The organism is Bhargavaea beijingensis (assembly GCF_900101985.1).
GTDB classification, from domain to species: domain Bacteria; phylum Bacillota; class Bacilli; order Bacillales_A; family Planococcaceae; genus Bhargavaea; species Bhargavaea beijingensis.
On the sequence record NZ_FNAR01000015.1, the window covers coordinates 19,412 to 40,634 of the forward strand.

Here is a 21,223-nt window from a genome sequence, read left to right on the forward strand (position 1 = left end):
AGGAAGGAGGATCCTTATGGCATTATTCGGCACACTTGTGAACGTGCTGCTCATCGTCATCGGTTCAGTGATCGGCCGGTTTCTCGGAAGGATTCCCGAACGCATCAGGGAGACGGTGACTTATGCCATCGGCCTGGCGGTCCTGGTCATCGGTATCCAGATGAGTTTCGCCACTTCCCAGATCATCATCGTCATCATCTCGATCGTTGTCGGAGCGGCAATCGGTGAATGGTTGGATTTGGACGGGCAACTGAACCGCCTCGGCCGCTGGATGGATTCCAAAGCGGGCAAGACAACGGGAGAAAGCGGCCAGGGCGGAATCGCCCAGGGATTCGTTACAGCAACCCTCATCTTCGTGATCGGTTCGATGGCGGTCATCGGAGCAATTGACAGTGGCCTCCGCAACGATCACGACGTCCTCATTGCAAAGGGCATCATCGACGGGTTCACCGCATTGATCCTGAGTTCGACGCTCGGCATCGGCGTCATTTTGTCCGCTGTGCCGGTGTTTATCTATCAGGGCGCAATTACAATGTTCGCTTCCGTCATCAGCCGGTTTATCCCGGATGACATGATGCGATTTTTCATCGAGGAGATGACGGCGACCGGCGGCCTGATGATTCTTGCAATCGGATTAAACCTGATCGGGCTGACGAAGATCCGGGTGGCAAATCTTATCCCGGGGATCCTCGTCGTTGCCCTCGTGACCGGGCTCTTGTACGGGTTTGGTTTCATGCCGGCAACAGGCGAGTGAGATTGCCCTCGCAGTCACCCGGCTCATCATGAACGGCAGATGGAGGCGGGTGTTCTGGAGCACTTCCTGGCTGTTGGGCGCAGCGGCGTTGACGACGCCCTTGATCGACAAATCTCCGATCGGCGGCAGCGTCTTCCCGACAGCACGCCCCGGGAAAAGCGGACGGTCTTCGATGACAATCTGCCCGATATGTTCGGACTTGCCGAGGCAGGCATCAATTGCCACGGTGAACACATCTTCGTCGGTCTCGGCGATCCTCTGCAGGTTCAGCGCATGGACCGGCCTGCCCAGCGTCCCGAGGATCGGATGGCGAAAATCCCCCAGTTCGGCGAGCGACGTGCCGGTCAGCGGCCCATAAGCATCACCTGTCGACCGGTCTGTCCCGATGCAGACAAACCGGACCGGCCGCTTGCCGAACGGTATGTGACTGAGGAGGACGGAGGCGATTCTCCAGGCCGCCCCCGCCTCCGCGTAATGGAAACGTCCCTGTTCAGAACTCGTCCCGATGCGGATCATATGAACCTCTTTTCTGTGCGTGTTTTTGGAAGTATACGCGGAAAGATGAGAGGATATACAGACTTCCGAGGAGGTTGATGCATAGATGGACAAAGAACCTACAGTGGCAGAGACCGTCACGAATGAGGCCAAACGAACATTCGATTTGATCGGGAAGATCAAAGAGGCGCTGTTCAGCGAGGAGCTGTGGCTCAGCGTCGGGCTGCTGGCGCTGAAAATCCTGCTCATTATCACTATTGCAGGTCTGGTCGTCCGGATCGGGAAAGCGATCATCCGGAGGGTATTCAGTGTACGGCTCAGGCGTCCGCTTTCAGAACGCCGGGAACGCACGCTACTCAAGCTATTGGAGAACGTCATTTCCTACGTCGTTTACTTCGCGGCGATCCTTGCCGTTTTGTCGGCGTTCCATATTGATGTTGCCGGTATGATTGCCGCTGCAGGAGTGCTCGGACTTGCCGTCGGTTTCGGCGCGCAGAGCCTCGTGAAGGATGTCATCACCGGATTCTTCATCATCTTCGAGGACCAGTTTTCGGTCGGTGACTACGTGCGGATCGGCGAAGCCGAAGGAACCGTAGAGGAGATCGGCCTGCGCACGACAAAAATCAAGGTCTTCACCGGAGAGCTTCACATCATCCCGAACGGCAACATCCAGGAGGTCATCAACTCGTCGATCTATAACTCATTGGCGGTTATCGATGTGAGTGTTTCGTATGAGACGAATATTCCCAAGGCAGAAGCGCTGATCCGGGAGTTTTTGCACAGCCTTATCGATGATGAAAACTATGCGGATCTGCTGGCACCGCCGGAACTGCTGGGCGTCCAGAGCCTTGGAGCGCATGACGTGATCATGCGGATCACGGCGGAAACAGCCCCGATGATGCATTTCGCCGTCGCACGCAAGTTGCGGAAAGACCTGAAGGAATTCCTGGAACTGAATGAAATTGAAATCCCGTATCCGAAAATGGTCATGGTGGATTCCAAACCGTCGGAATGACATGTTAGAATCAGAAGAAAGCAGAATCCCGGAGGTGGTCCCTGTGGAGCCGAAGGAATACGGCATCGGAGATGTGGTGGAGATGAAGAAGCCGCATCCGTGCGGCACAAACGCCTGGAAGATCATCCGCCTCGGAGCGGACATCCGGATCAAATGCACCGGATGCCAGCACAGCGTCATGATTCCGCGGCGGGAATTCGAGAAAAAGATGAAGAAAGTGCTTGAACGCGCAAAGGCGGGGGAATGATGGACATCCCTGCCTTTTCTTCTTATACTTATAAAGTTGTAGGGATTGAATCAGACTGTTTAATGTTTTGGATATAGATTGAAAGGTTGTGGAAACCATGGCATTAACTGCCGGTATCGTCGGGCTCCCGAACGTCGGGAAGTCCACACTGTTCAACGCCATCACCAAAGCCGGAGCGGAAGCGGCCAACTATCCGTTCTGTACGATCGACCCGAACGTCGGGATCGTGGAAGTGCCTGATGTGCGCCTCAATAAACTGACGGAACTTGTCAAACCGAAAAAGACGGTCCCGACCGCATTCGAGTTCACCGATATCGCGGGCATCGTCAAAGGTGCCAGCAAAGGCGAAGGCCTCGGCAACAAATTCCTCTCGCACATCCGCGAAGTCGATGCGATCTGCCAGGTCGTCCGCTGCTTTGCCGATGAAAACATCACCCACGTCTCCGGCAAGGTCAACCCGATCGATGACATCGAAGTCATCAACCTCGAACTGATCCTCGCCGATCTGGAAAGCGTCGATAAGCGCCTGACGCGCGTGTCGAAGATGGTCAAGTCGAAGGACAAGGAGGCCCTTGTCGAGGAGCCGATCCTGAAGCGTCTGAAAGAAGCGTTTGAAGAGGAAAAGCCGGCCCGGTCGGTCGACTTCACCGAGGACGAGCTGAAGGTCATCAAGGGCATGAACCTGCTCACGATCAAGCCGATGTTGTATGTGGCAAACGTCTCGGAAGACGAGATTTCAGATCCGGACAACAACGAATACGTCCGGCAGGTCCGCGAATTCGCAAAAGGCGACAATGCCGAAGTCATTGTCGTCTGCGCGAAAATCGAGGAAGAAATGGCCGAACTCGATGATGACGAGAAAGCGATGTTCCTTGAGGAGCTGGGCATCGAGGAAGCCGGCCTTGACCAGTTGATCCGCGCTTCTTACAACCTGCTCGGACTGGCTACTTACTTTACAGCCGGCGAGAAGGAAGTGCGCGCCTGGACATTCCGCAAGGGTATGAAGGCCCCGCAGTGTGCCGGTGTCATCCACACCGACTTCGAGCGCGGTTTTATCCGTGCGGAGACGGTCTCCTATGAGGACCTCCTTGAAGCAGGATCGATGGCCGCTGCCAAGGAAGCGGGCAAGGTCCGCCTGGAAGGAAAGGAATATGTCGTCCAGGACGGCGATGTCATGCTGTTCCGCTTTAACGTTTGACGATACGAAATTGCCCCGGTTCCGCTTGATGCGGAACCGGGGCTTTACGTATAGAAGTGCCGGAAGCGCGCATGAGATCATACGCCCGCTTATTATCCGCAAGTCTCCGACAAACCTGCACCCCAAGAGGGTGTTTTTTTGGTCGTCCGGAAAACCGGAGACACTCAGTTTTCGGAATCAGTGCCATCTTCCTGTGTTGCCGCCTTTCCCTTCGGGTTGTAGGCGTACAGCTTCGGTTTCTCGGGGTCGTCCCTGATCAGCCAGTTGTCCGGAAGTTTCTTCAGCTGGCGGTTCATCTCCAGGTCGCCCGCCGCCCCGCCGATCAGGAAGGCCGATAGCAGGATAAGAAGCTGGCTGTCCAGCCAGATGCCGATGATGCCGGGAAGCACCCCGGTGAGCCAGAGTGGCAGAAGAAGCGTGCGACGCATCGGCCGGTTCCGGAGCGGAATTTCGGTCGTCGCATATGCGATTCCCATCTCGAGGTTCACGCCATATGCCATTTTCCGGAACGGCACTCCGCCGAAAATCCGGAAACCGAGCAAATGGCATGCCTCGTGCAGCACAATCAGCACGGCATAACCGACAGCGAACAGCAACAATCCGAGCAAAAAGCCTCCGAACGAGAAGGAAAGCGAGAACTCCCGGCGGATAACGAAACTGGCCAGATAAAGGACGGCCGCACTCCCGCCCGTCAGCCAAAGACTTTGCCTCATCACCCGCTGCAGATCGACTTCAATCACCCGATCCGGCTCCTGCGCCGCAAGATTATTTATTTCCAAGTCAATCGCCCCCAGGAATAGTGAGATTAGTGGAGTCTGAGTGAATGATAGTAAAGCCGGTCGGAGCAGAGGGCACTCCCGCGGAAGCGAATGCCCGGAGCGTAAATCACCTTGGCCCCATCAACAAATTATACGCCAACTTCCCTCTCCGCACTTTCCATAGAAAACAGTTGAAAACGGACAGGCACCGTGGTAGAATAAACCGATGTGAGTAAGTATTGAATATTTTACTCCTTGCCTGCCGCCCCGCGGCAGGCCACAAGTCCACAAGGAGGTGACATCTTGATGAATAAGTACGAAATCATGTACATTATCCAGCCGAAAATCGAAGACGAAGCGAAAAAAGCTCTTGTTGAGCGTTTCGACGGAGTACTCACTTCGAACGGCGCGGAAATCATCGAGTCGAAAGAATGGGGCAAGCGTCGTCTCGCTTACGAGATCAACGACTTCCGCGAAGGGGTTTACCACATCGTAAAAACCAACGCGCCTACGACTGCGATCGATGAATTCACACGTCTTGCCAATATCAACGAAGACATCATCCGTCACATCGCGATCCGCGAAGACGAGAAGTGATTCTCCGTTAAACAGAAACCACAAAAGGGGGTTGTTGTCTGATGATTAACCGTGTTGTCCTGGTCGGCCGACTTACGAAGGATCCTGAACTGAAATACACGCAGTCGGGCATCGCCGTCACCCGTTTCACCCTTGCCGTGAACCGTCCGTTCACGAACCAGCGCGGGGAGCGGGATGCGGACTTCATCAACGTGGTGACTTGGAGGAAGCAGGCCGAGAACGTGGCCAACTTCCTGCGGAAAGGAAGCCTCGCGGGTATAGATGGCCGCATCGAGACGAGCAGTTTCGACGGCCAGGACGGAAAACGCGTCTTCATGACGGAAGTCGTGGCGGACAGCGTCCAATTCCTCGAACCCCGCGGAGCGGGCGGCGACCGCGGCCAGCAGGCACCGCCGTCCTACGGCGGACAGCCTCAGCAGAGCCAGCCGTCCTACAACAATAACAATTATCAGGGGCAATCCCCGAATCAGAATAACTATACACGCACGGATGAGGATCCGTTCTCGCCGGGCGGCGGACCGATCGAAGTATCGGACGACGACCTGCCGTTCTGATCCTCACACCGGTAAAACCAAGAGCAAAGGAGGCGAACCAGTATGGCACCACGTCGCGGACGCAGACGCCGTAAGGTCTGCTACTTCACGTCCAACAACATCACGCACATCGACTACAAAGACGTCGATCTGCTTAAAAAATTCATCTCCGAGCGCGGGAAAATCCTCCCACGCCGTGTGACGGGTACTAGCGCAAAATGGCAGCGCAAGCTTACAGTTGCTATCAAGCGTGCCCGGATCATGGGCCTTCTTCCATTCACAGCGGAAGAACGCTAATCCTGCGAACAAAAGACGTTCCGGCTCTTGCCGGGATGTCTTTTTTCTTTGGCCGGACGGACACCGCGGGCAGTCGCGGGGGCCCGTCCCTTTTTGGTCCCCAAGGCAAAACATGATACAATGATAGGAAGATTCCACTTGGAAATCTGGTGGATATCCTATCTGAAAGAAGGCTGACCATGGGTAATGACAACGCGAGAAGACTGACCTTCGGCGCGATGATGGCCGCCTTGTTCACACTGCTTACGGCCATCACTTATTATGTGCCGGTTCTCGGTGTGCTCACGGTGTTCGTTATCCCGCTTCCGCTGGCGCTCTACGGCGCGCGCTACAGCCGCGGCCCCTCACTGATGGTGACGGGCGCCGGGGTCCTCCTCTCCTTCCTGATCGCAGGTCCGGGCGGGCTGATTCTGGCCCTGCTCAACGCCCCCGTCGGATTTATCATCGGGGATGGCGTGAGGACAGGAAAATCCAAATTATATATCTTCATGGCGTCGGGTCTCGCAGTCCTTATCACCGGAGTGCTGCAATACGCGGCTGCCGCATTACTGATGAACCTGAACATCATCGCCGAGCTGACCGGGCGGATGCGCGACATGTACGTGCAGGCGGGCGAACTGATGGACCGCATGGGCCAAAAGCCTGCGGAATATGATGAAATGGTCTCCATCATTCTCATGCAGGTAGAGACGCTCATCCCTTCCGCATTCATCTTCGTTTCCTACGCAACCGCCTTTGTGACGCTCGCCGTTATTTTCCCGGCCATGCGGAAGCTTGGCACAGCGGTGCCGAAGTTTCCTCCGTTCCGCGACATGAAGTTGCCGGCGGTTCTTCTTATCTACTACGTGATCATTCTGATTGCGTCGCTGATCGGGGAATTCGAGCCCGGTTCGACGGGTTATCTGATTGTCATGAATGCGCTGCTGATCCTGCGTACACTGTTTTTCCTGCAGGGTCTGTCGCTGATCGCATATCTTCTCCATGCCTCCGGCAAACCGGGCTGGCTCCTGGTGTTTGCGGTCTTCCTGGCGCCGCTGCTGTTCCCGATCATCTCGTTGCTCGGGATCATCGACATCGGCTTCAAGCTGAGGGGGCATATTACGGGAAGCAAAGGAAAGTGAGTGGCTGACGAATGGGAAGTTTTTTCAGGCAACGGCCGATCCGGACACCGCTTGCGGTCCTGACGGTAATTGTTCTCGGGGCGACCGTCCCGATCTTGTTTTACAATGAATGGGTGGCGGCAGCTTGGCTGATTGTGGCCATCCTTGCACTGGCTGCCGCGTGGCGCACAGAGGCAAGGACTTACGCGGAGACCGAAAAGCATATCGAAAACCTCTCCGTCCGGATGAAGAAAGTCGGAGAGGAAGCACTTCTTGAGATGCCGATCGGAATCATCCTCATCAACGACCAGTTCACGATCGAATGGGCGAACCCGTACATGTCCCAGCTGCTTGAGCACGATACGCTCATCGGCGAGGAGCTGTTCGGACTGTCCGAGGATTTCCGTTCTTTCGTCAAGGAAGGTGCCGACCCGGAGGGGGTCATCTCCCTCGGCAACAGGCAGTACAAGGTCATCTACAAGCCGGAAGAAAAGTTGTTCTACCTGTTCGACATCACCGAGCAGCTTGAGATCGAAACGCTCTACTACGCCGATCGCACGGTTCTCGGCATGATTTTGGTCGACAACTACGACGAACTCTCCTCCGGCATGGATGACCAGACGAAAAGCCGGCTGAACAGCCTGGTGACCACCCGCATCAATGACTGGGGCGCCGAATACGGAATCTACGTGAAGCGGTTCAGCTCGGACCGGTTCCTCGCCGTCCTGAACGAGTCGATTCTCCACGAGCTGGAAAAGGATAAGTTCAGGATACTGGACTCGATCCGTGAAGAAACGGCGCGTGAAAGCTCCGCGCTCACGCTGTCCATCGGAATCGGGGCGGATTCCGCTTCTCTTCCGGAACTCGGGGAACTTGCCCAATCGGGTCTTGACCTCGTCCTCGGCCGCGGAGGCGACCAGGTCGCGATCAAGCAGCCGAGTGGCCGGGTAAAGTTCTACGGCGGCAAGACGAACCCTGTCGAGAAGCGGACGCGCGTACGGGCGCGCGTCATCTCGCATGCCTTGCGTGACCTGATCCAGGAAAGTGACAAAGTGATCATCATGGGCCACAAACTGCCCGATATGGACGCCATCGGTGCGGCCGTCGGGGTGCGCAGGATGGCCCAGCTAAACGGTGTCGAGGGGTATGTCGTGATCAATCCGGACGAACTCGACGCGAGTGTCATCCGCCTCATGGAGGAGATCCGCTCGGAGCCGGACCTGTTCAGGCACTTCATCACACCGGACGAGGCGCTCGGCATCATTACCGACCGGACGCTCCTCGTTATCGTGGATACGCACAGGCCGAATTTTGTCGTTGATGAGCGGCTGCTCGGCAAGGCGGAAAAGACAGTCGTCATCGATCACCACCGCCGCGGAGAGGAATTCATCGAGGACACGCTTCTTGTCTACATGGAGCCTTATGCATCCTCGACGGCCGAACTCATCACGGAACTGTTGGAATATCAGCCGAAAGGCGAGAAAATATTGCCTCTTGAGGCCACGACGATGCTTGCGGGCATTGTCGTCGATACGAAAAGCTTTACGCTCCGGACAGGGTCCCGCACGTTCGAGGCCGCTTCTTATCTGCGGTCGAACGGTGCCGATACGGTGCTGATCCAGCGATTCATGAGAGAAGAGATCGGCACGTACCTGGAGCGGGCGGATATCATCCGGACCGTCGAGGTGCTGGAGGGCGGAATCGCCATCGCGCATGGCGAAGAAGGACAACCCCACAGCCCTGTTCTTGTCGCGCAGACAGCGGATACACTGCTCACGATGAAAGGTGTCGTCGCCTCGTTTGTCGTGGCACTCAGGCCCGAAGGACGGGTCGGCATCAGCGCCCGCTCGCTCGGCGACCTGAACGTCCAGCTGATCGCCGAGCGGCTGGGCGGCGGCGGCCATCTGACCAACGCAGCCGCACAACTTGATACAGAATCCGTCAGTGAGACGCTTGCCCTGCTGAAAGAGACCATCAGTGAAATGACAGAAGGGGGAACCGAAGAATGAAAGTGATCTTCCTTAAAGACGTAAAAGGCAAAGCAAAAAAAGGTGATATTAAAGAAGTTTCCGTCGGCTACGCACAAAACTTCCTGTTCAAGAACAATGTTGCCGTCGAAGCGACACAGGCAAACCTGAGCAAGCTGGAAGGACAGAAAAAGCGAGCCGAGAAAGATGCCGCACAAGAGCTGGCCGAAGCAAAGGAACTGCAGGCCAAGCTTGAGCAGCTGACCGTCGAGCTCAAGGCAAAATCCGGTGAAGGCGGCCGGCTGTTCGGCTCGATCACGTCGAAGCAGATTGCCTCCGCGCTCGACAAGCAGCAGGGAATCAAAATCGACAAGCGGAAAATGGACCTGCCGGATGCAATCCGCTCGCTCGGCTATACCAACGTTCCGATCAAGCTCCATCCGGACGTCACCGCGACGCTCAAGGTGCATGTGACGGAAGAATAAGGAGAGAACGGAATGGAACAGCAGTTTGACCGCGTCCCGCCGCATAGTAATGAAGCCGAACAGTCGGTGATCGGGGCGATATTCCTCGAACCGCAGGCACTCATCACGGCAGCGGAGACGCTTGTGCCGGAGGATTTCTACCGGGTGTCCCACCAGAAAATCTTCCGGACGATGGTGACGCTCAGTGACCGCGGTGAAGCGATCGACGTCGTCACCGTCACCGAAGAGCTTTCGGCGAAAAAAGAGCTGGAGGACGTCGGCGGCATCTCCTACCTTACGGAGATCGCCAATGCCGTGCCGACCGCGGCAAACGTCTCGTATTACGCGAAAATCGTCGAGGAAAAAGCGCTTCTTCGGAGGTTGATCCGGACCGCGACAGGCATTGTTGAAGACGGCTTCACCCGTGAAGATGAGGTCGACGCGGTGCTTGCCGAGGCCGAGAAAAAGATGATGGAAGTCGCCAGCCGAAAAAATGCCGGCGACTTCAAACACATCAAGGATGTCCTCGTCCAGACGTACGACAATATCGAACTGCTCCATACCCGGAAAGGGGAGGTCACCGGCATACCGACCGGGTTCCGTGACCTCGACCACATCACGGCGGGTTTCCAGCGCAACGACCTGATCATCGTTGCGGCACGTCCATCCGTCGGGAAAACGGCCTTTGCGCTGAACGTTTCACAGAACGTGGCGACGAAGGCCGGCGAAAATGTCGCCATATTCAGTCTCGAGATGGGCGCCGACCAGCTGGTCATGCGGATGCTCTGCGCGGAAGGCAATATCGATGCGCAGGTGCTCAGGACCGGTGCACTTGAAGCTGAAGACTGGCGCAAGCTCACGATGGCGATGGGCAGTTTGTCGAACGCCGGTATCTATATTGACGATACGCCGGGCATCCGGGTAAGCGAAATCCGCGCGAAATGCCGCCGGCTCAAGCAGGAACACGGACTCGGCATGATCATGATCGACTACCTCCAGCTGATCCAGGGCAGCGGCAAGCCCGGTGAAAACCGGCAGCAGGAAGTTTCCGAAATCTCCCGCTCACTTAAAGGGCTTGCCCGTGAGCTGGAAGTCCCCGTCATCGCCCTGTCCCAGCTATCCCGTGGTGTCGAGCAGCGTCAGGACAAGCGGCCGATGATGTCCGACCTTCGTGAATCGGGGTCGATCGAGCAGGACGCCGATATCGTATCCTTCCTTTACCGCGAGGACTATTACGATAAAGAAACCGAAGACCAGAACATGATCGAAATCATCGTTGCGAAGCAGCGGAACGGCCCGACCGGCACAGTGAAGCTTGCTTTCGTGAAAGAATATAACAAGTTCGTCAATGTCGACTGGAGCCAGCATGAGGCGCCGCCGGCATGACTTTCAAAACCCGAACGTTCGATGCCGGAGTGCATCTGTGCGTTCGGGTTTTTCTTGACCCGTTACCGGATCATTGGTACACTATATCTGTTTGAAATCGGACGTGAACAATAGACCGTCCATCGGAGGTGCAGATCTATGCCATCAGTGGTGGTAGTCGGAACGCAGTGGGGAGACGAAGGTAAAGGGAAGATCACCGATTTTCTTTCGGAAAACTCGGAGGTCATCTCCCGTTATCAGGGCGGTAACAATGCCGGTCATACGATCATTTTCGGCGGGGAAACATACAAACTTCACCTGATTCCGTCGGGGATTTTCTACAAGGATAAAATTTCGGTCATCGGCAACGGAATGGTCGTTGATCCGAAGGCGCTTGTCACCGAGCTGGATGGGCTCCATGCACGCGGGGTGGAGACGGACAATCTCCGTATCTCGAACCGCGCGCATGTCATCCTGCCTTACCACATCAAGCTGGACGAAGTCGAAGAACTCCGCAAGGGTGACAACAAGATCGGCACGACCGGCAAGGGAATCGGCCCTGCCTATATGGACAAGGCCGGCCGGATCGGCATCCGGATCGCCGACCTCCTCGACAAGGAAGTGTTCGAGGAAAAGCTGACCCGCAACCTGAAGGAGAAAAACCGCCTGCTTGAGAAGTTCTATGAGACAGAAGGCTTCAAGGTGGAAGATATCCTCGACGAATACTACGAGTATGGACAGAAGATCGCACAGTATGTGACGGATACATCAAAAGTGCTGAACGACGCACTGGATGAAGGGCGCCGTGTCCTCTTTGAGGGAGCACAGGGCGTCATGCTCGACATCGACCAGGGGACATATCCGTTTGTCACGTCGTCGAACCCTGTGGCGGGCGGTGTCACGATTGGTGCGGGCGTTGGCCCGACAAAGATCAACCATGTTGTCGGTGTCTGTAAAGCCTACACTTCCCGTGTCGGCGATGGACCGTTCCCGACGGAGCTGTTTGACGAAGTCGGCGACCGCATCCGTGAAGTGGGCAAGGAATACGGCACGACCACAGGCCGTCCGCGCCGCATCGGCTGGTTCGACAGCGTCGTTGTCCGCCATGCGCGCCGCGTGAGCGGACTGACCGATCTGACGGTCAACTCCATTGACGTGCTGACGGGTCTAGAGACGGTCAAAATCTGCACGGCGTACCGCTATAAGGGCGAGCTGATCACCGAGTACCCGGCGAATCTGCGGGTGCTGGACGAATGCGAGCCGGTCTACGAAGAAATGCCGGGCTGGGACGAAGACATCACAGGCGTCCGTTCCCTGGACGAACTGCCGGAAAACGCACGCCATTACCTGGAGCGCATTGCCCAGCTGACAGGCGTCCAGATCTCCATCTTCTCGGTCGGACCTGACCGCACACAGACTAACGTGATCAAAAGCGTCTGGCGCTAAGCCGACAAGTAAAACCACTCTCTTACAGAGGGTGGTTTTTTGTTTTTACCGGTTTGCCCGTTACCCCTTCCTGTTTCTGTATTTTCTCCATTGTCATCCCTGTCATTTTACTGAAATAATCGACGAATATTTTGGTAGTGCGACTGGGTATTGGGTCCCATTTTACAGTTGGATTACAAATGGTCCGCATTTCTTGTCCCTATATATAGGTAGCTGTTAAAGTGGCTAAGGCTGAGTTGATAAATACAGAGATATAGATAGAGAAACATGGAAAGGATTAGGGAATGAGATGCAAGGAAACACAGAAAATTATCATGCAAACTCTCCATCTTCCGGACAAAAGAAGAGGGGGAAAATCAGAAAAGTTTCGTTGGCGGTGCTCCTGGGCTCCCTTCTCTTCACCGGGACGGGGTTTGCCAGAGAAAGTCTCCACGATCAATATCTCATCTATGAAGGCGACGAATACATCGGGACAGTCAAGAGCCGTGAAGTCATCGATCATGCAGTGGATGAAAAAAAGGAAAGAGCGGAAGCTGCCTACGGAGACCTTGAACTCGTCGTCGGCCGTGACCTCTCCGTCGTAAAGGAGAAAGTATTCGGAAACCCCGAATCTGCTGATGAGGAATCCGTGAAAAAGACATTGGACAAAACACTCGACGTCGAGGCGAAGTCCATCGCTGTCCAGGTGGACGGAAGCACCCTGTTCCATTTGAAGGACACGGAAGCGTTCGACCATGTGATCCGCGGCGTCAAGCTGACCCATATGACCAAGGAAGAATTGGAGAACTACGAAGATTCACGGGAAGCCGGCGAATTCCCGGAGCCTGAAGCAGGACAGACGCAGGTGACCCATCTTTCCCTGAAGGCGGATCTGCAGGCAAAAGAAGTGTATACCGACCCTGAGAACATCAGGACGGAAAAAGAGGCCCTTAAGCTTCTCCGCTCCGAAAGGCCCGTCGAGCGTGATTACACCGCGGCAGAAGGCGACAAGCCGGAAGAAATTGCAGAGTCGCATGGTATGAGCATGAAGCAGTTGCTTGAACTAAACCGCGGAATAGACGCGCAGGACCCCCTTGCCGCCGGTGACACGGTAAAGATCCTGGTTGAGGAACCGTATGTGGAAGTTTCCATCACCCGAAAGCAGCGTGAAGCTTCGCCAATCGCCCATACAAAGGTCGTAAAAGATGATGAAGCGTTGCTGAAGGGCGAGAAGAAAATTGCCCGAGCCGGAAAAGACGGAAGAAAAGAAACCCTTTCGGTCACGGAAACCGTGAACGGAAAAACAGTATCCGAGAAAGTACTGGAAGACGAGGTAACCGAAAAGCCGGTTGATGAACTGATCCTGAACGGCACAAAAGCCGTGGCGGGCAAGGCCCTGGGGAAATTCGCCTGGCCGGCGCAGGGCGGCTATGTTTCAAGCCAGAAAGGACCTCGCTGGGGCCGCCAGCACAACGGCATCGACATCGCCCGTCCGAGCGGAAAGGCGATCCTAGCGGCTGACGCGGGCACCGTTACCGCCACAGGCCCACAGGGCGGCTACGGCAACCGGGTCGTGGTCGATCACGGGAACGGCTATACGACGCTGTATGCCCATTTGGAGTCGATAAGCGTCAAACCCGGGCAGAAGCTTGCCCAAGGGCAGAAACTTGGCGTGATGGGCAACACCGGCAACTCCACCGGTGTGCATCTTCACTTCGAAGTGCGCAAAAACGGACAGCTCATCAATCCGCTTACGGTTGTGAGCCAGTAATCGATCAGGAAGAAAGGACGGCATGCCGCAGGGCCCGCCGTCCTTTTCGGTGTCTGTCATTTTATCGTCTTATACTCGGGAAATATGTCGTTCCAAGGCGAATATTGCCCGGGAAATGAACCGAATATTTCCCGGTCCGATACCGTGGGGCAGATGCCGGCGGCAGACAATTAAATAGGTTGAGATTCAATCTCACAAAGATGCGGAACTTGCAAACTCGTGATAGCATAAGGGAAACAGGATCGAACCTGATAATGAGAAGGGAAGACCATCATGGACAAGACCATTCTTGTAGTGGATGATGAAAAACCGATTGCGGACATCCTCCAATTCAATCTGAAAAAAGAAGGCTACAACGTCATCACGGCATACGACGGCGAAGAAGCGCTGCAGCGTGTTGAAGAGACTGTCCCGGATCTTGCGCTGCTGGATATCATGCTGCCGAAAAAGGACGGCATGGAAGTTTGCCGCGAGCTCAGAAAGAAATACGATTTTCCGATCATCATGCTGACGGCCAAGGACTCCGAGATCGACAAAGTCCTTGGACTGGAACTTGGTGCCGACGACTACGTCACAAAACCGTTCAGCACCCGTGAACTCATTGCGCGCGTGAAGGCCAATATGCGCCGCCACCAGGCCGCTCCTGCAGAAGCAGAAGAGGAAGTGTCCAATGATATCACCGTCGGCCAACTGACCATCCAGCCGGACGCCTACCTCGTCCAGAAACGCGGCGAGCAGATCGAGCTGACCCACCGGGAATTCGAACTGCTCCACTATCTGTCCAAGCACATCGGCCAGGTCATGACACGCGAGCACTTGCTCCAGACCGTCTGGGGCTATGACTATTTCGGCGACGTGAGGACGGTCGATGTGACGATCCGCCGTCTCCGCGAGAAGATTGAGGACAATCCGAGCCACCCGGCGTGGATCGTAACCAGGCGCGGTGTCGGATACTACCTGCGCAATCCCGAACAGGAGTAATGACTCATGCAGAAAGTCGGCTTTTTCCGGTCCATTCACCTGAAGTTCGTCCTCATGTACGTTCTTCTCATCCTGATTGCCATGCAGGTCATCGGCATCTACTTTGCACAGGAACTTGAACAGACGCTGAAAAAGAACTTTGAGGAATCCATCGAGGACCGGGTGAATCTCCTGGAGTTCAGCGTCAGGGAAGAAATGACACGGCAGCGGACCGGTGAAGACCCCTCCCCCGAGGAAAGTCTTCGCGCGGTCCTTGATGGCTTTTCTTCGGATGACATTCTTGAGGTGAGGATCATTGATCCAAAGATGAGGATCCTCGCCACATCCGAATATGAAAACAATGAACTGGTCAACCAGCTGATGGTGAATGAACTTGTACGGAATTCGATTCAGTTCGGTGACTCATTCGACAGCATCTCCCTGAATGAGTCCCAGCGCCGCATCTGGGTGCTGGCGAAGCCGATCATGTCCGGTGACGAAGTGATCGGCTCGATTTATGCCGAGTCGAACATCGAGAAGGTGTATGGCCAGATCAATGACATCAACCAGATCCTCGCCGGAGGGACGGTGTTCTCACTCGGAATCACCGTGATTCTGGGCATTCTGCTTGCCCAGACGATCACCCGTCCGATTGCCGATATGACCAAGCAGGCGAGCGCCATGGCGAAAGGGAACTTCGCCCGGAAAGTCCGGGTGTATGGCCAGGATGAAATCGGGGACTTGGCGAAGGCATTCAACCATCTGACAACCCGCCTTCAGGAGGCGCAGTCGTCAACCGAATCCGAACGCAGGAAACTGGCCACGGTTCTCTCAAACATGACAGACGGTGTCATCTCGACCGATCGGAAGGGGCGGATCATTCTGATCAATGACACGGCGCTCGATATGTTGGGCGTCCCCCGCGAACATGTCCTGAACCGTCCTGTGCCGGCTGTGCTCGGCCTTGAAGCGGAGCACACCTTTGAAGACTTTGTTGATATGCAGGAGCCCCTCACCATCGACTTCAGCGATGAGGTGCGGCCATACATCCTGCGGGCGAATTTCTCGGTTATCCAGAAAGAGACCGGATTTGTAAACGGGCTGATTGTCGTCCTGCATGACATCACCGAGCAGGAGAAAATCGAAATGGAACGCCGTGAATTCGTCTCGAATGTCAGCCACGAGCTGCGCACGCCGCTCACTTCGATGCGGAGCTATCTGGAGGCGCTGGCGGACGGTGCGTGGAAAGACGAGGAAATTGCCCCTTCCTTCCTGCATGTCACCCAAACCGAGACGGAGCGGATGATCCGCCTCGTCACGGATCTTCTCCAGCTGTCACGGATGGACAGCCGGGAATATGAGCTGAACACCGATATCGTCGACTTCGTGAAATTCTTCCACCGGATCATCGACCGGTTTGAACTCATGAAGTCCAAAGACGTCCAGTTTATCAGGCAGATTCCGCCGGGCCCGCTGTATACGGAGCTCGACATGGATAAGATGACCCAGGTCATCGACAACATCATCTCAAACGCACTGAAGTACTCCCCGGACGGCGGCAATGTCAGATTCACTGTGCTACCGGAAGACGACCACATTAAAATAGCGGTATCCGATGAAGGGATGGGCATTCCGGAAGCGAACGTGAAGCGGATTTTCGAGCGGTTCTACCGCGCGGATAAGGCCCGCTCCCGGGCAATGGGCGGCACGGGCCTCGGCCTTGCCATCGCCAAGGAAATGATCCAGGCCCATGGCGGCCACATCTGGGCGGAGAGTGAGGAAGGCAAAGGCACGACCATCTTCTTCACCCTTCCATTTGAAGTTGAAGAGGCGGGTGAATGGGATTGAAATACGTGGAGCATATCAAATCGGCAATCCTGATTCTGCTCATCCTGCTCAGTGTGACGCTGACATTTTCGATCTGGACATTCCGGACCGATTATCAGCCGATTGAACAGGCGCCGGCTGTCGAAACCATTGCTGAAAAACAAAAACTCGGTGATGTGATCCTTCCATATAAACTGATTGCCGTTTCCGAAGACGGTGTCACCGGCACAACGGGCAGGGAGGACATCGGAGAGCTGATGGACTTTATGAAGACCTGGTCGTTCCAGAATCTGACGGAGGCCGACAAAGAAGTCACCAAGGATGAAGCCGATGACATCATCAGCCAGCCCAACACGGTCACGCTCTATTTCCGCTCTCCCATTCCGTTCGGGGTCGCTGACAGTCTGTTCCGGTTTGCTGATTCAGTGACGACGGAAGCCAGCTTTAGCCAGATCGTCATTGAAACACAGTCAGACATCGGGCTTATCCATTTTATCGGGAAAGATGGCGGACGAAGATTTACAGCCCAAGCAACAGGAGTCGAACCTGAACAGCTTAATGATCTGCTGGCGGGAGCCAAGGGATTCGAGCCTTACGGAGCGATCGAGCGGGAAACGGCAATGACGCTGTACCTGCCTGCAACAAGCACGTCTGTCAGCAATATGTCCTTTTTCCAGCAGGAAGTCAGCCCTTCCCGCTTCAAGCGAGTGCTGTTCCCGGACATCACCCTGGTCAAGCAGGTCCCGGCAGGCGAGCATTCAGATAAATACCATGATATCGAGCGTCAGATGATTGTTGACACTGAGATGAAGACGCTGAGATTTAATAATACGCGGATGAGCGACAGCGAGGGGGTCTCGATCCCGAGTGAACTGCTCATGGACAGTCTGGACTTTGTCAACGGACATGGCGGCTGGACCAATGAATTCGTCCTTTCGTCGATGGACCCGCTGCGCAAACAGATCAAATACCGGATGGTGGTAGAAGGATTCCCCGTTTTCAGCGACATCACATTGACTGAGATCACCCAGATCTGGGGCAATGGTCAAATCTCCAGTTATGCACGTCCTTACTACCAGTTGGGTGAGCCTCTCCCGGAAAATGCGGAAAAGCGCCTACCGGCCGGAACAGACGTGGCCGAAGAACTGCGTGCAGACCCGGAAGTTGATTTTAATCAAGTCGAGGATATTGTCCGCGGATATAATCTCCAGCTGATCCAACGCGGCGAAGAAGCATTGTACACACTGGAGCCGGAATGGTTCTATGAGGAAAACGGGGAATGGCATCCTGTGAACAATGCAGGAACAGGAGGTGGCAGGAGTGGACTGGAGTAAGACAAAGACCATTTTCATTGTCGTATTCGCCATCCTGAATGTCTTCCTGTTTTCGCTATATATGAACCGGACGAATGAGTATGAAAACTACGGGGTGCTCGGTGAAGCGAGCATTGAAGAACGGCTGAGCGGGGATGACATCACTTACGGAGAACTCCCGGAGACCAAGGAAGCCTATCGGATTTCCGGCGAGCTGAAGCCGGTCAGCCTCATGGAAATTAGAGAGTTATCCGGCCAGGCACTTAAAGTCACGGAAGGGCACACGCTCATTTCAGAGCTTGAGGAACCTGCCGGCCTTGAAAACAGCAAAGGCAAGCTTGAGTTCGGAGAGTTCCTCGAGAAATATGTGACTAACGGCAAGGATTACACGCTCTGGGAAGTGGACGAGGAAAAAAGGACTGCGACCTTTTTCCAAAACTTCGATGGCAACACGATCTTTTATAACGAGAACTCGACGCTGACCGTGCATTGGAATACAGACCGGAAGGCCATCCGGTATGAGCAGACCATGCTGCACAATCTGAAGGAGATCAACGAGAAGAAACCCCTTTACTCGCCTCTCCAGGCAATCAGCGCGCTATCCCGGTCTGGCGTCATCAAGCCGGGCGCCCATGTCAAGGATGTGGAGCTGGGCTATTCTCCGCTTGTCGAACTCACCCAAACACAGGTGTTTGTCCCGACCTGGCATATTCATGTAGAATTGGATGATGGGACATCTGCCGACCACTTCGTCAATGCGGTGAACGGCAAGATCCTCGATAAGCTTTCCGAACCAGACACCCAAGAACAAGAGTAGGAGGCCGAAACGTGAGATTCAGTGTATTGGCCAGCGGCAGTACAGGCAATTCCATTTATATAGAAAACGACGAACATGCTTTTCTCGTGGACGCCGGCTTGAGCGCAAAAAAGCTCGAGGGGCTCCTCGGGGGCATCGGCCGCAGCATGAAGCAGGTCGACGGCATCTTTGTCACGCACGAACACAGCGATCACATCAGAGGGATCGGCGTGGCGGCCAGGAAGTACGGCATGCCGATCTATGCGAACGAAAAGACTTGGCAGGCGATGGACGGCCTGGTCGGAGACATTCCGGTCGGCCAGCGCTTCACTTTCGATATGGAAACGGTGAAGTCGTTCGGCGGCCTGGATATCCAGTCGTTCGCCGTTTCGCACGATGCTGCCGACCCGATGTTTTATGTTTTCCATGATAGCGGCCGCAAGCTTGCCCTCATCACGGACACCGGCTATGTGAGCGATCGGATGAAAGGCTGGATTGCGGGTGCGGATGCCTTCGTTTTTGAAAGCAATCATGATGTCGGCATGCTCCAGATGGGCCGCTATCCGTGGAACATCAAACGGCGCATCCTGAGCGATGTCGGCCACGTGTCCAACGAGGATGCAGCGGTCGCAATGAGCGAAGTGGTGGAGCAGAAGGAAACGCGCATCTACCTTTCCCACCTGTCGAAAGACAATAATATGAAAGACCTTGCGCGGCTGAGCGTTTCACAGACGCTCGAAACATGCGGCATCCGGCCCGGCGAATTCGTTCATCTGTATGACACCGATGCGGAAGTGCCGACCGAGCTGGTCACGGTCTGAACCGAATCCGTCCCGTTTGGGGACGGATTTTTATTTTTCCAGAGCGGCGGGGTTTTCTTAACACCCGTTATGGACTCCCGCAAAACGCTCTGTGTTCAAATTGCCCGAAACGGGTAGGTTAAAGGACAGTGGATACTTTCAAGAGAGGAAGTTGAATGCATGAGCAAACGAGATGACCGTCAACGCGGACTCCGTTATATCGGTACGGCCGGAATGCTGTCTGCGGCGCTTCTCCTGCAGGGCTGTCTGTCTCCGGACCAGAAAGCGGAAGGCGAGAACAACGCAAATACCGTCGCCGACACGGAAACAGCGGCGAAAGACGGAAACGGGAAGGATAATGTAGCGCCCGACGCCGCGCTTGAACTTCAGGATGGCATCGTAGGAGCGGTGGATGAGGCATCCGCCGCGGTCGTCGGCGTAACCAATCTCCAGACCGCCGGCAACTATTGGACAGGAGCGGAAGAAACCGTTCCTGCAGGCGTCGGTTCGGGCGTGATTTACAAGCAGGAAAAAGGCAAAGCATATGTTGTCACGAACAACCATGTCGTCGAAGGGGCGTCACAACTTGAAATCACGCTGGAGGATGGCACGAAGATACCCGGCAAGCTGCTGGGCACAGATATCTGGACTGATTTGGCAGTGGTCGAGATGGATGATTCCGACATACAGGATGTCATCAAATTCGGGGATTCAGACAAGCTGAAAAGAGGACAGACAGCAATTGCAATCGGTAACCCGCTCGGCCTCGGGTTTTCGGGTTCCGTGACGGTCGGCGTTATTTCCGGAAAGAACCGCTCCATACCGGTCGATCTGAACGGGGACCAGTCGGTTGATTGGAACGCGGAAGTGCTGCAAACGGATGCCGCCATCAATCCGGGCAACTCGGGAGGCGCGCTTGTCGATCTGAACGGAAGGCTGATCGGCATCAACTCGATGAAGATTGCCGAAGCATTGGTCGAGGGCATCGGCCTGGCCATCCCGATCAATTCCGCTGTGCCGATCATCGAAGATTTGGAGCAGCACGGGGAAGTCCGCCGTCCGCAAATGGGCGTCACGCTGTTTGACCTGATGGATGTTCCGGCCGTGTACCAGCAGCAGGAGCTGAATCTGCCTGAGGATGTCAAGGAAGGTGTGGTCGTTGATCAGGTGATGAAGGGTTCCCCGGCACAGAAAGCGGGACTCCGGCAGTATGATGTCATCACAGCGATGGATGGTGAACCCGTAGCGGATTTGATCGACTTGCGGAAGTACTTGTATAATGAGGTGAAAGAGGGCGACAAGGTCAAGCTCAAGGTGTACCGGGGCGGCGAAGCAATGGATATCGAAATCAAATTATAGCAGTTTGCAACTAAATAACTGAAATTTTGTTCTACTGTTACAAATATATCTATCCACAAGGGGCAGCACGGTGAGGGATCAACCGGCTGCCTGTGTTTATTACCGGGAATAATTGCAATTGTCCACCAATGTGGATAACTATTTGCAAATGTTTATAACTTTCTGTAGTGGAAAAGGAGGTT

21 protein-coding genes are annotated in these 21,223 nt (G+C 55.0%); 19 read left to right on the forward strand and 2 right to left on the reverse strand.

Annotated elements, in window-relative coordinates; genetic code table 11:
* Nucleotides 1-16: 16 nt before the first annotated feature.
* Nucleotides 17-754 carry a DUF554 domain-containing protein gene (locus BLT01_RS10955; protein WP_125903754.1) on the forward strand — a complete coding sequence of 246 codons (738 nt, stop codon included), beginning with the start codon at nucleotides 17-19 and terminating at the stop codon, nucleotides 752-754.
* On the opposite strand, the gene yyaC is transcribed toward BLT01_RS10955, so the two are convergent.
* The gene (gene yyaC, locus BLT01_RS10960; protein WP_092097730.1) at nucleotides 635-1,270 is read right to left on the reverse strand and encodes a spore protease YyaC; all 636 of its coding nucleotides are present in this window, start codon (nucleotides 1,268-1,270) and stop codon (nucleotides 635-637) included. The two genes, BLT01_RS10955 and yyaC, sit on opposite strands and share 120 nt — an antisense overlap.
* An 85-nt stretch (nucleotides 1,271-1,355) precedes the next feature.
* Here yyaC and BLT01_RS10965 point away from each other — a divergent pair, with 85 nt between their 5' ends.
* From BLT01_RS10965 to ychF, 3 genes are all read left to right on the forward strand, one after another.
* Nucleotides 1,356-2,264 carry a mechanosensitive ion channel family protein gene (locus tag BLT01_RS10965; protein WP_092097731.1) on the forward strand — a complete coding sequence of 303 codons (909 nt, stop codon included), beginning with the start codon at nucleotides 1,356-1,358 and terminating at the stop codon, nucleotides 2,262-2,264.
* A gap of 43 nt (nucleotides 2,265-2,307) precedes the next feature.
* Nucleotides 2,308-2,511 (forward strand): DUF951 domain-containing protein, encoded by a 204-nt coding sequence (locus BLT01_RS10970; protein WP_092097732.1) that lies wholly within the window; start codon nucleotides 2,308-2,310, stop codon nucleotides 2,509-2,511.
* 97 nt (nucleotides 2,512-2,608) lie between these two features.
* Nucleotides 2,609-3,709, forward strand: coding sequence for a redox-regulated ATPase YchF (gene ychF, locus BLT01_RS10975; RefSeq protein WP_092097733.1), 1,101 nt, complete (start codon nucleotides 2,609-2,611; stop codon nucleotides 3,707-3,709).
* 164 nt (nucleotides 3,710-3,873) lie between these two features.
* Here the strand turns inward: ychF and BLT01_RS10980 are convergent, their stop codons facing one another.
* Complete coding sequence (locus BLT01_RS10980; RefSeq protein WP_245696920.1) at nucleotides 3,874-4,488, reverse strand: DUF3267 domain-containing protein; 615 nt, start codon at nucleotides 4,486-4,488, stop codon at nucleotides 3,874-3,876.
* Between the two features lie 285 nt (nucleotides 4,489-4,773).
* Here BLT01_RS10980 and rpsF point away from each other — a divergent pair, with 285 nt between their 5' ends.
* From rpsF to BLT01_RS11055, 15 genes are all read left to right on the forward strand, one after another.
* Complete coding sequence (rpsF, locus tag BLT01_RS10985; protein ID WP_092097734.1) at nucleotides 4,774-5,064, forward strand: 30S ribosomal protein S6; 291 nt, start codon at nucleotides 4,774-4,776, stop codon at nucleotides 5,062-5,064.
* Between the two features lie 41 nt (nucleotides 5,065-5,105).
* Nucleotides 5,106-5,618 carry a single-stranded DNA-binding protein gene (gene ssb / locus BLT01_RS10990; protein ID WP_092097735.1) on the forward strand — a complete coding sequence of 171 codons (513 nt, stop codon included), beginning with the start codon at nucleotides 5,106-5,108 and terminating at the stop codon, nucleotides 5,616-5,618.
* Nucleotides 5,619-5,660: 42 nt separating this feature from the next.
* Nucleotides 5,661-5,894: a 30S ribosomal protein S18 gene (gene rpsR / locus BLT01_RS10995; protein ID WP_008300433.1), complete on the forward strand. Its 234-nt coding sequence runs from the start codon at nucleotides 5,661-5,663 to the stop codon at nucleotides 5,892-5,894.
* Between the two features lie 179 nt (nucleotides 5,895-6,073).
* Nucleotides 6,074-7,015: a YybS family protein gene (locus BLT01_RS11000; protein WP_092097736.1), complete on the forward strand. Its 942-nt coding sequence runs from the start codon at nucleotides 6,074-6,076 to the stop codon at nucleotides 7,013-7,015.
* 11 nt (nucleotides 7,016-7,026) lie between these two features.
* Nucleotides 7,027-9,003, forward strand: a complete 1,977-nt coding sequence (locus tag BLT01_RS11005) for a DHH family phosphoesterase (RefSeq protein WP_092097737.1) — start codon at nucleotides 7,027-7,029, stop codon at nucleotides 9,001-9,003.
* Entirely contained in the window at nucleotides 9,000-9,446 is a 447-nt protein-coding gene (rplI, locus tag BLT01_RS11010) for a 50S ribosomal protein L9 (RefSeq protein ID WP_092097738.1), read from the forward strand. The genes BLT01_RS11005 and rplI overlap by 4 nt, the downstream gene beginning before the upstream one ends.
* A 12-nt stretch (nucleotides 9,447-9,458) precedes the next feature.
* A complete protein-coding gene (dnaB, locus tag BLT01_RS11015; protein WP_092097739.1) occupies nucleotides 9,459-10,811 on the forward strand; it encodes a replicative DNA helicase in 1,353 nt (450 codons plus the stop codon).
* Nucleotides 10,812-10,949: 138 nt separating this feature from the next.
* Nucleotides 10,950-12,236, forward strand: a complete 1,287-nt coding sequence (locus BLT01_RS11020) for an adenylosuccinate synthase (RefSeq protein ID WP_092097740.1) — start codon at nucleotides 10,950-10,952, stop codon at nucleotides 12,234-12,236.
* 376 nt (nucleotides 12,237-12,612) lie between these two features.
* A complete protein-coding gene (locus BLT01_RS11025; protein ID WP_245696922.1) occupies nucleotides 12,613-13,986 on the forward strand; it encodes a peptidoglycan DD-metalloendopeptidase family protein in 1,374 nt (457 codons plus the stop codon).
* 273 nt (nucleotides 13,987-14,259) lie between these two features.
* A complete protein-coding gene (yycF, locus tag BLT01_RS11030; protein ID WP_092097742.1) occupies nucleotides 14,260-14,967 on the forward strand; it encodes a response regulator YycF in 708 nt (235 codons plus the stop codon).
* Between the two features lie 6 nt (nucleotides 14,968-14,973).
* Nucleotides 14,974-16,794, forward strand: coding sequence for a cell wall metabolism sensor histidine kinase WalK (walK, locus tag BLT01_RS11035; RefSeq protein ID WP_092097743.1), 1,821 nt, complete (start codon nucleotides 14,974-14,976; stop codon nucleotides 16,792-16,794).
* Nucleotides 16,785-18,107, forward strand: a complete 1,323-nt coding sequence (locus tag BLT01_RS11040) for a YycH family regulatory protein (RefSeq protein ID WP_092097744.1) — start codon at nucleotides 16,785-16,787, stop codon at nucleotides 18,105-18,107. The genes walK and BLT01_RS11040 overlap by 10 nt, the downstream gene beginning before the upstream one ends.
* The gene (locus BLT01_RS11045; protein ID WP_176765126.1) at nucleotides 18,094-18,903 is read left to right on the forward strand and encodes a two-component system regulatory protein YycI; all 810 of its coding nucleotides are present in this window, start codon (nucleotides 18,094-18,096) and stop codon (nucleotides 18,901-18,903) included. Before BLT01_RS11040 ends, BLT01_RS11045 begins: the two co-directional genes overlap by 14 nt.
* Nucleotides 18,904-18,914: 11 nt before the next feature.
* Nucleotides 18,915-19,703 carry an MBL fold metallo-hydrolase gene (locus BLT01_RS11050; RefSeq protein WP_092097746.1) on the forward strand — a complete coding sequence of 263 codons (789 nt, stop codon included), beginning with the start codon at nucleotides 18,915-18,917 and terminating at the stop codon, nucleotides 19,701-19,703.
* A gap of 159 nt (nucleotides 19,704-19,862) precedes the next feature.
* Nucleotides 19,863-21,041, forward strand: coding sequence for a S1C family serine protease (locus BLT01_RS11055; RefSeq protein WP_092097747.1), 1,179 nt, complete (start codon nucleotides 19,863-19,865; stop codon nucleotides 21,039-21,041).
* The last annotated feature ends 182 nt before the right edge of the window (nucleotides 21,042-21,223 follow it).

Bases quoted from the DNA above. Each gene is read 5' to 3' on its own strand.
- ychF (WP_092097733.1), top strand. From the start codon at position 2,609: ATGGCATTAACTGCCGGTATCGTCGGGCTCCCGAACGTCGGGAAGTCC.
- BLT01_RS11055 (WP_092097747.1), top strand. From the start codon at position 19,863: ATGAGCAAACGAGATGACCGTCAACGCGGACTCCGTTATATCGGTACG.
- BLT01_RS11000 (WP_092097736.1), top strand. From the start codon at position 6,074: ATGGGTAATGACAACGCGAGAAGACTGACCTTCGGCGCGATGATGGCC.
- BLT01_RS10965 (WP_092097731.1), top strand. From the start codon at position 1,356: ATGGACAAAGAACCTACAGTGGCAGAGACCGTCACGAATGAGGCCAAA.
- yyaC (WP_092097730.1), bottom strand. From the start codon at position 1,270: ATGATCCGCATCGGGACGAGTTCTGAACAGGGACGTTTCCATTACGCG.
- rpsR (WP_008300433.1), top strand. From the start codon at position 5,661: ATGGCACCACGTCGCGGACGCAGACGCCGTAAGGTCTGCTACTTCACG.
- yycF (WP_092097742.1), top strand. From the start codon at position 14,260: ATGGACAAGACCATTCTTGTAGTGGATGATGAAAAACCGATTGCGGAC.
- BLT01_RS11040 (WP_092097744.1), top strand. From the start codon at position 16,785: ATGGGATTGAAATACGTGGAGCATATCAAATCGGCAATCCTGATTCTG.
- rplI (WP_092097738.1), top strand. From the start codon at position 9,000: ATGAAAGTGATCTTCCTTAAAGACGTAAAAGGCAAAGCAAAAAAAGGT.
- BLT01_RS11020 (WP_092097740.1), top strand. From the start codon at position 10,950: ATGCCATCAGTGGTGGTAGTCGGAACGCAGTGGGGAGACGAAGGTAAA.
- dnaB (WP_092097739.1), top strand. From the start codon at position 9,459: ATGGAACAGCAGTTTGACCGCGTCCCGCCGCATAGTAATGAAGCCGAA.
- BLT01_RS11005 (WP_092097737.1), top strand. From the start codon at position 7,027: ATGGGAAGTTTTTTCAGGCAACGGCCGATCCGGACACCGCTTGCGGTC.
- BLT01_RS10955 (WP_125903754.1), top strand. From the start codon at position 17: ATGGCATTATTCGGCACACTTGTGAACGTGCTGCTCATCGTCATCGGT.
- walK (WP_092097743.1), top strand. From the start codon at position 14,974: ATGCAGAAAGTCGGCTTTTTCCGGTCCATTCACCTGAAGTTCGTCCTC.
- ssb (WP_092097735.1), top strand. From the start codon at position 5,106: ATGATTAACCGTGTTGTCCTGGTCGGCCGACTTACGAAGGATCCTGAA.
- rpsF (WP_092097734.1), top strand. From the start codon at position 4,774: ATGAATAAGTACGAAATCATGTACATTATCCAGCCGAAAATCGAAGAC.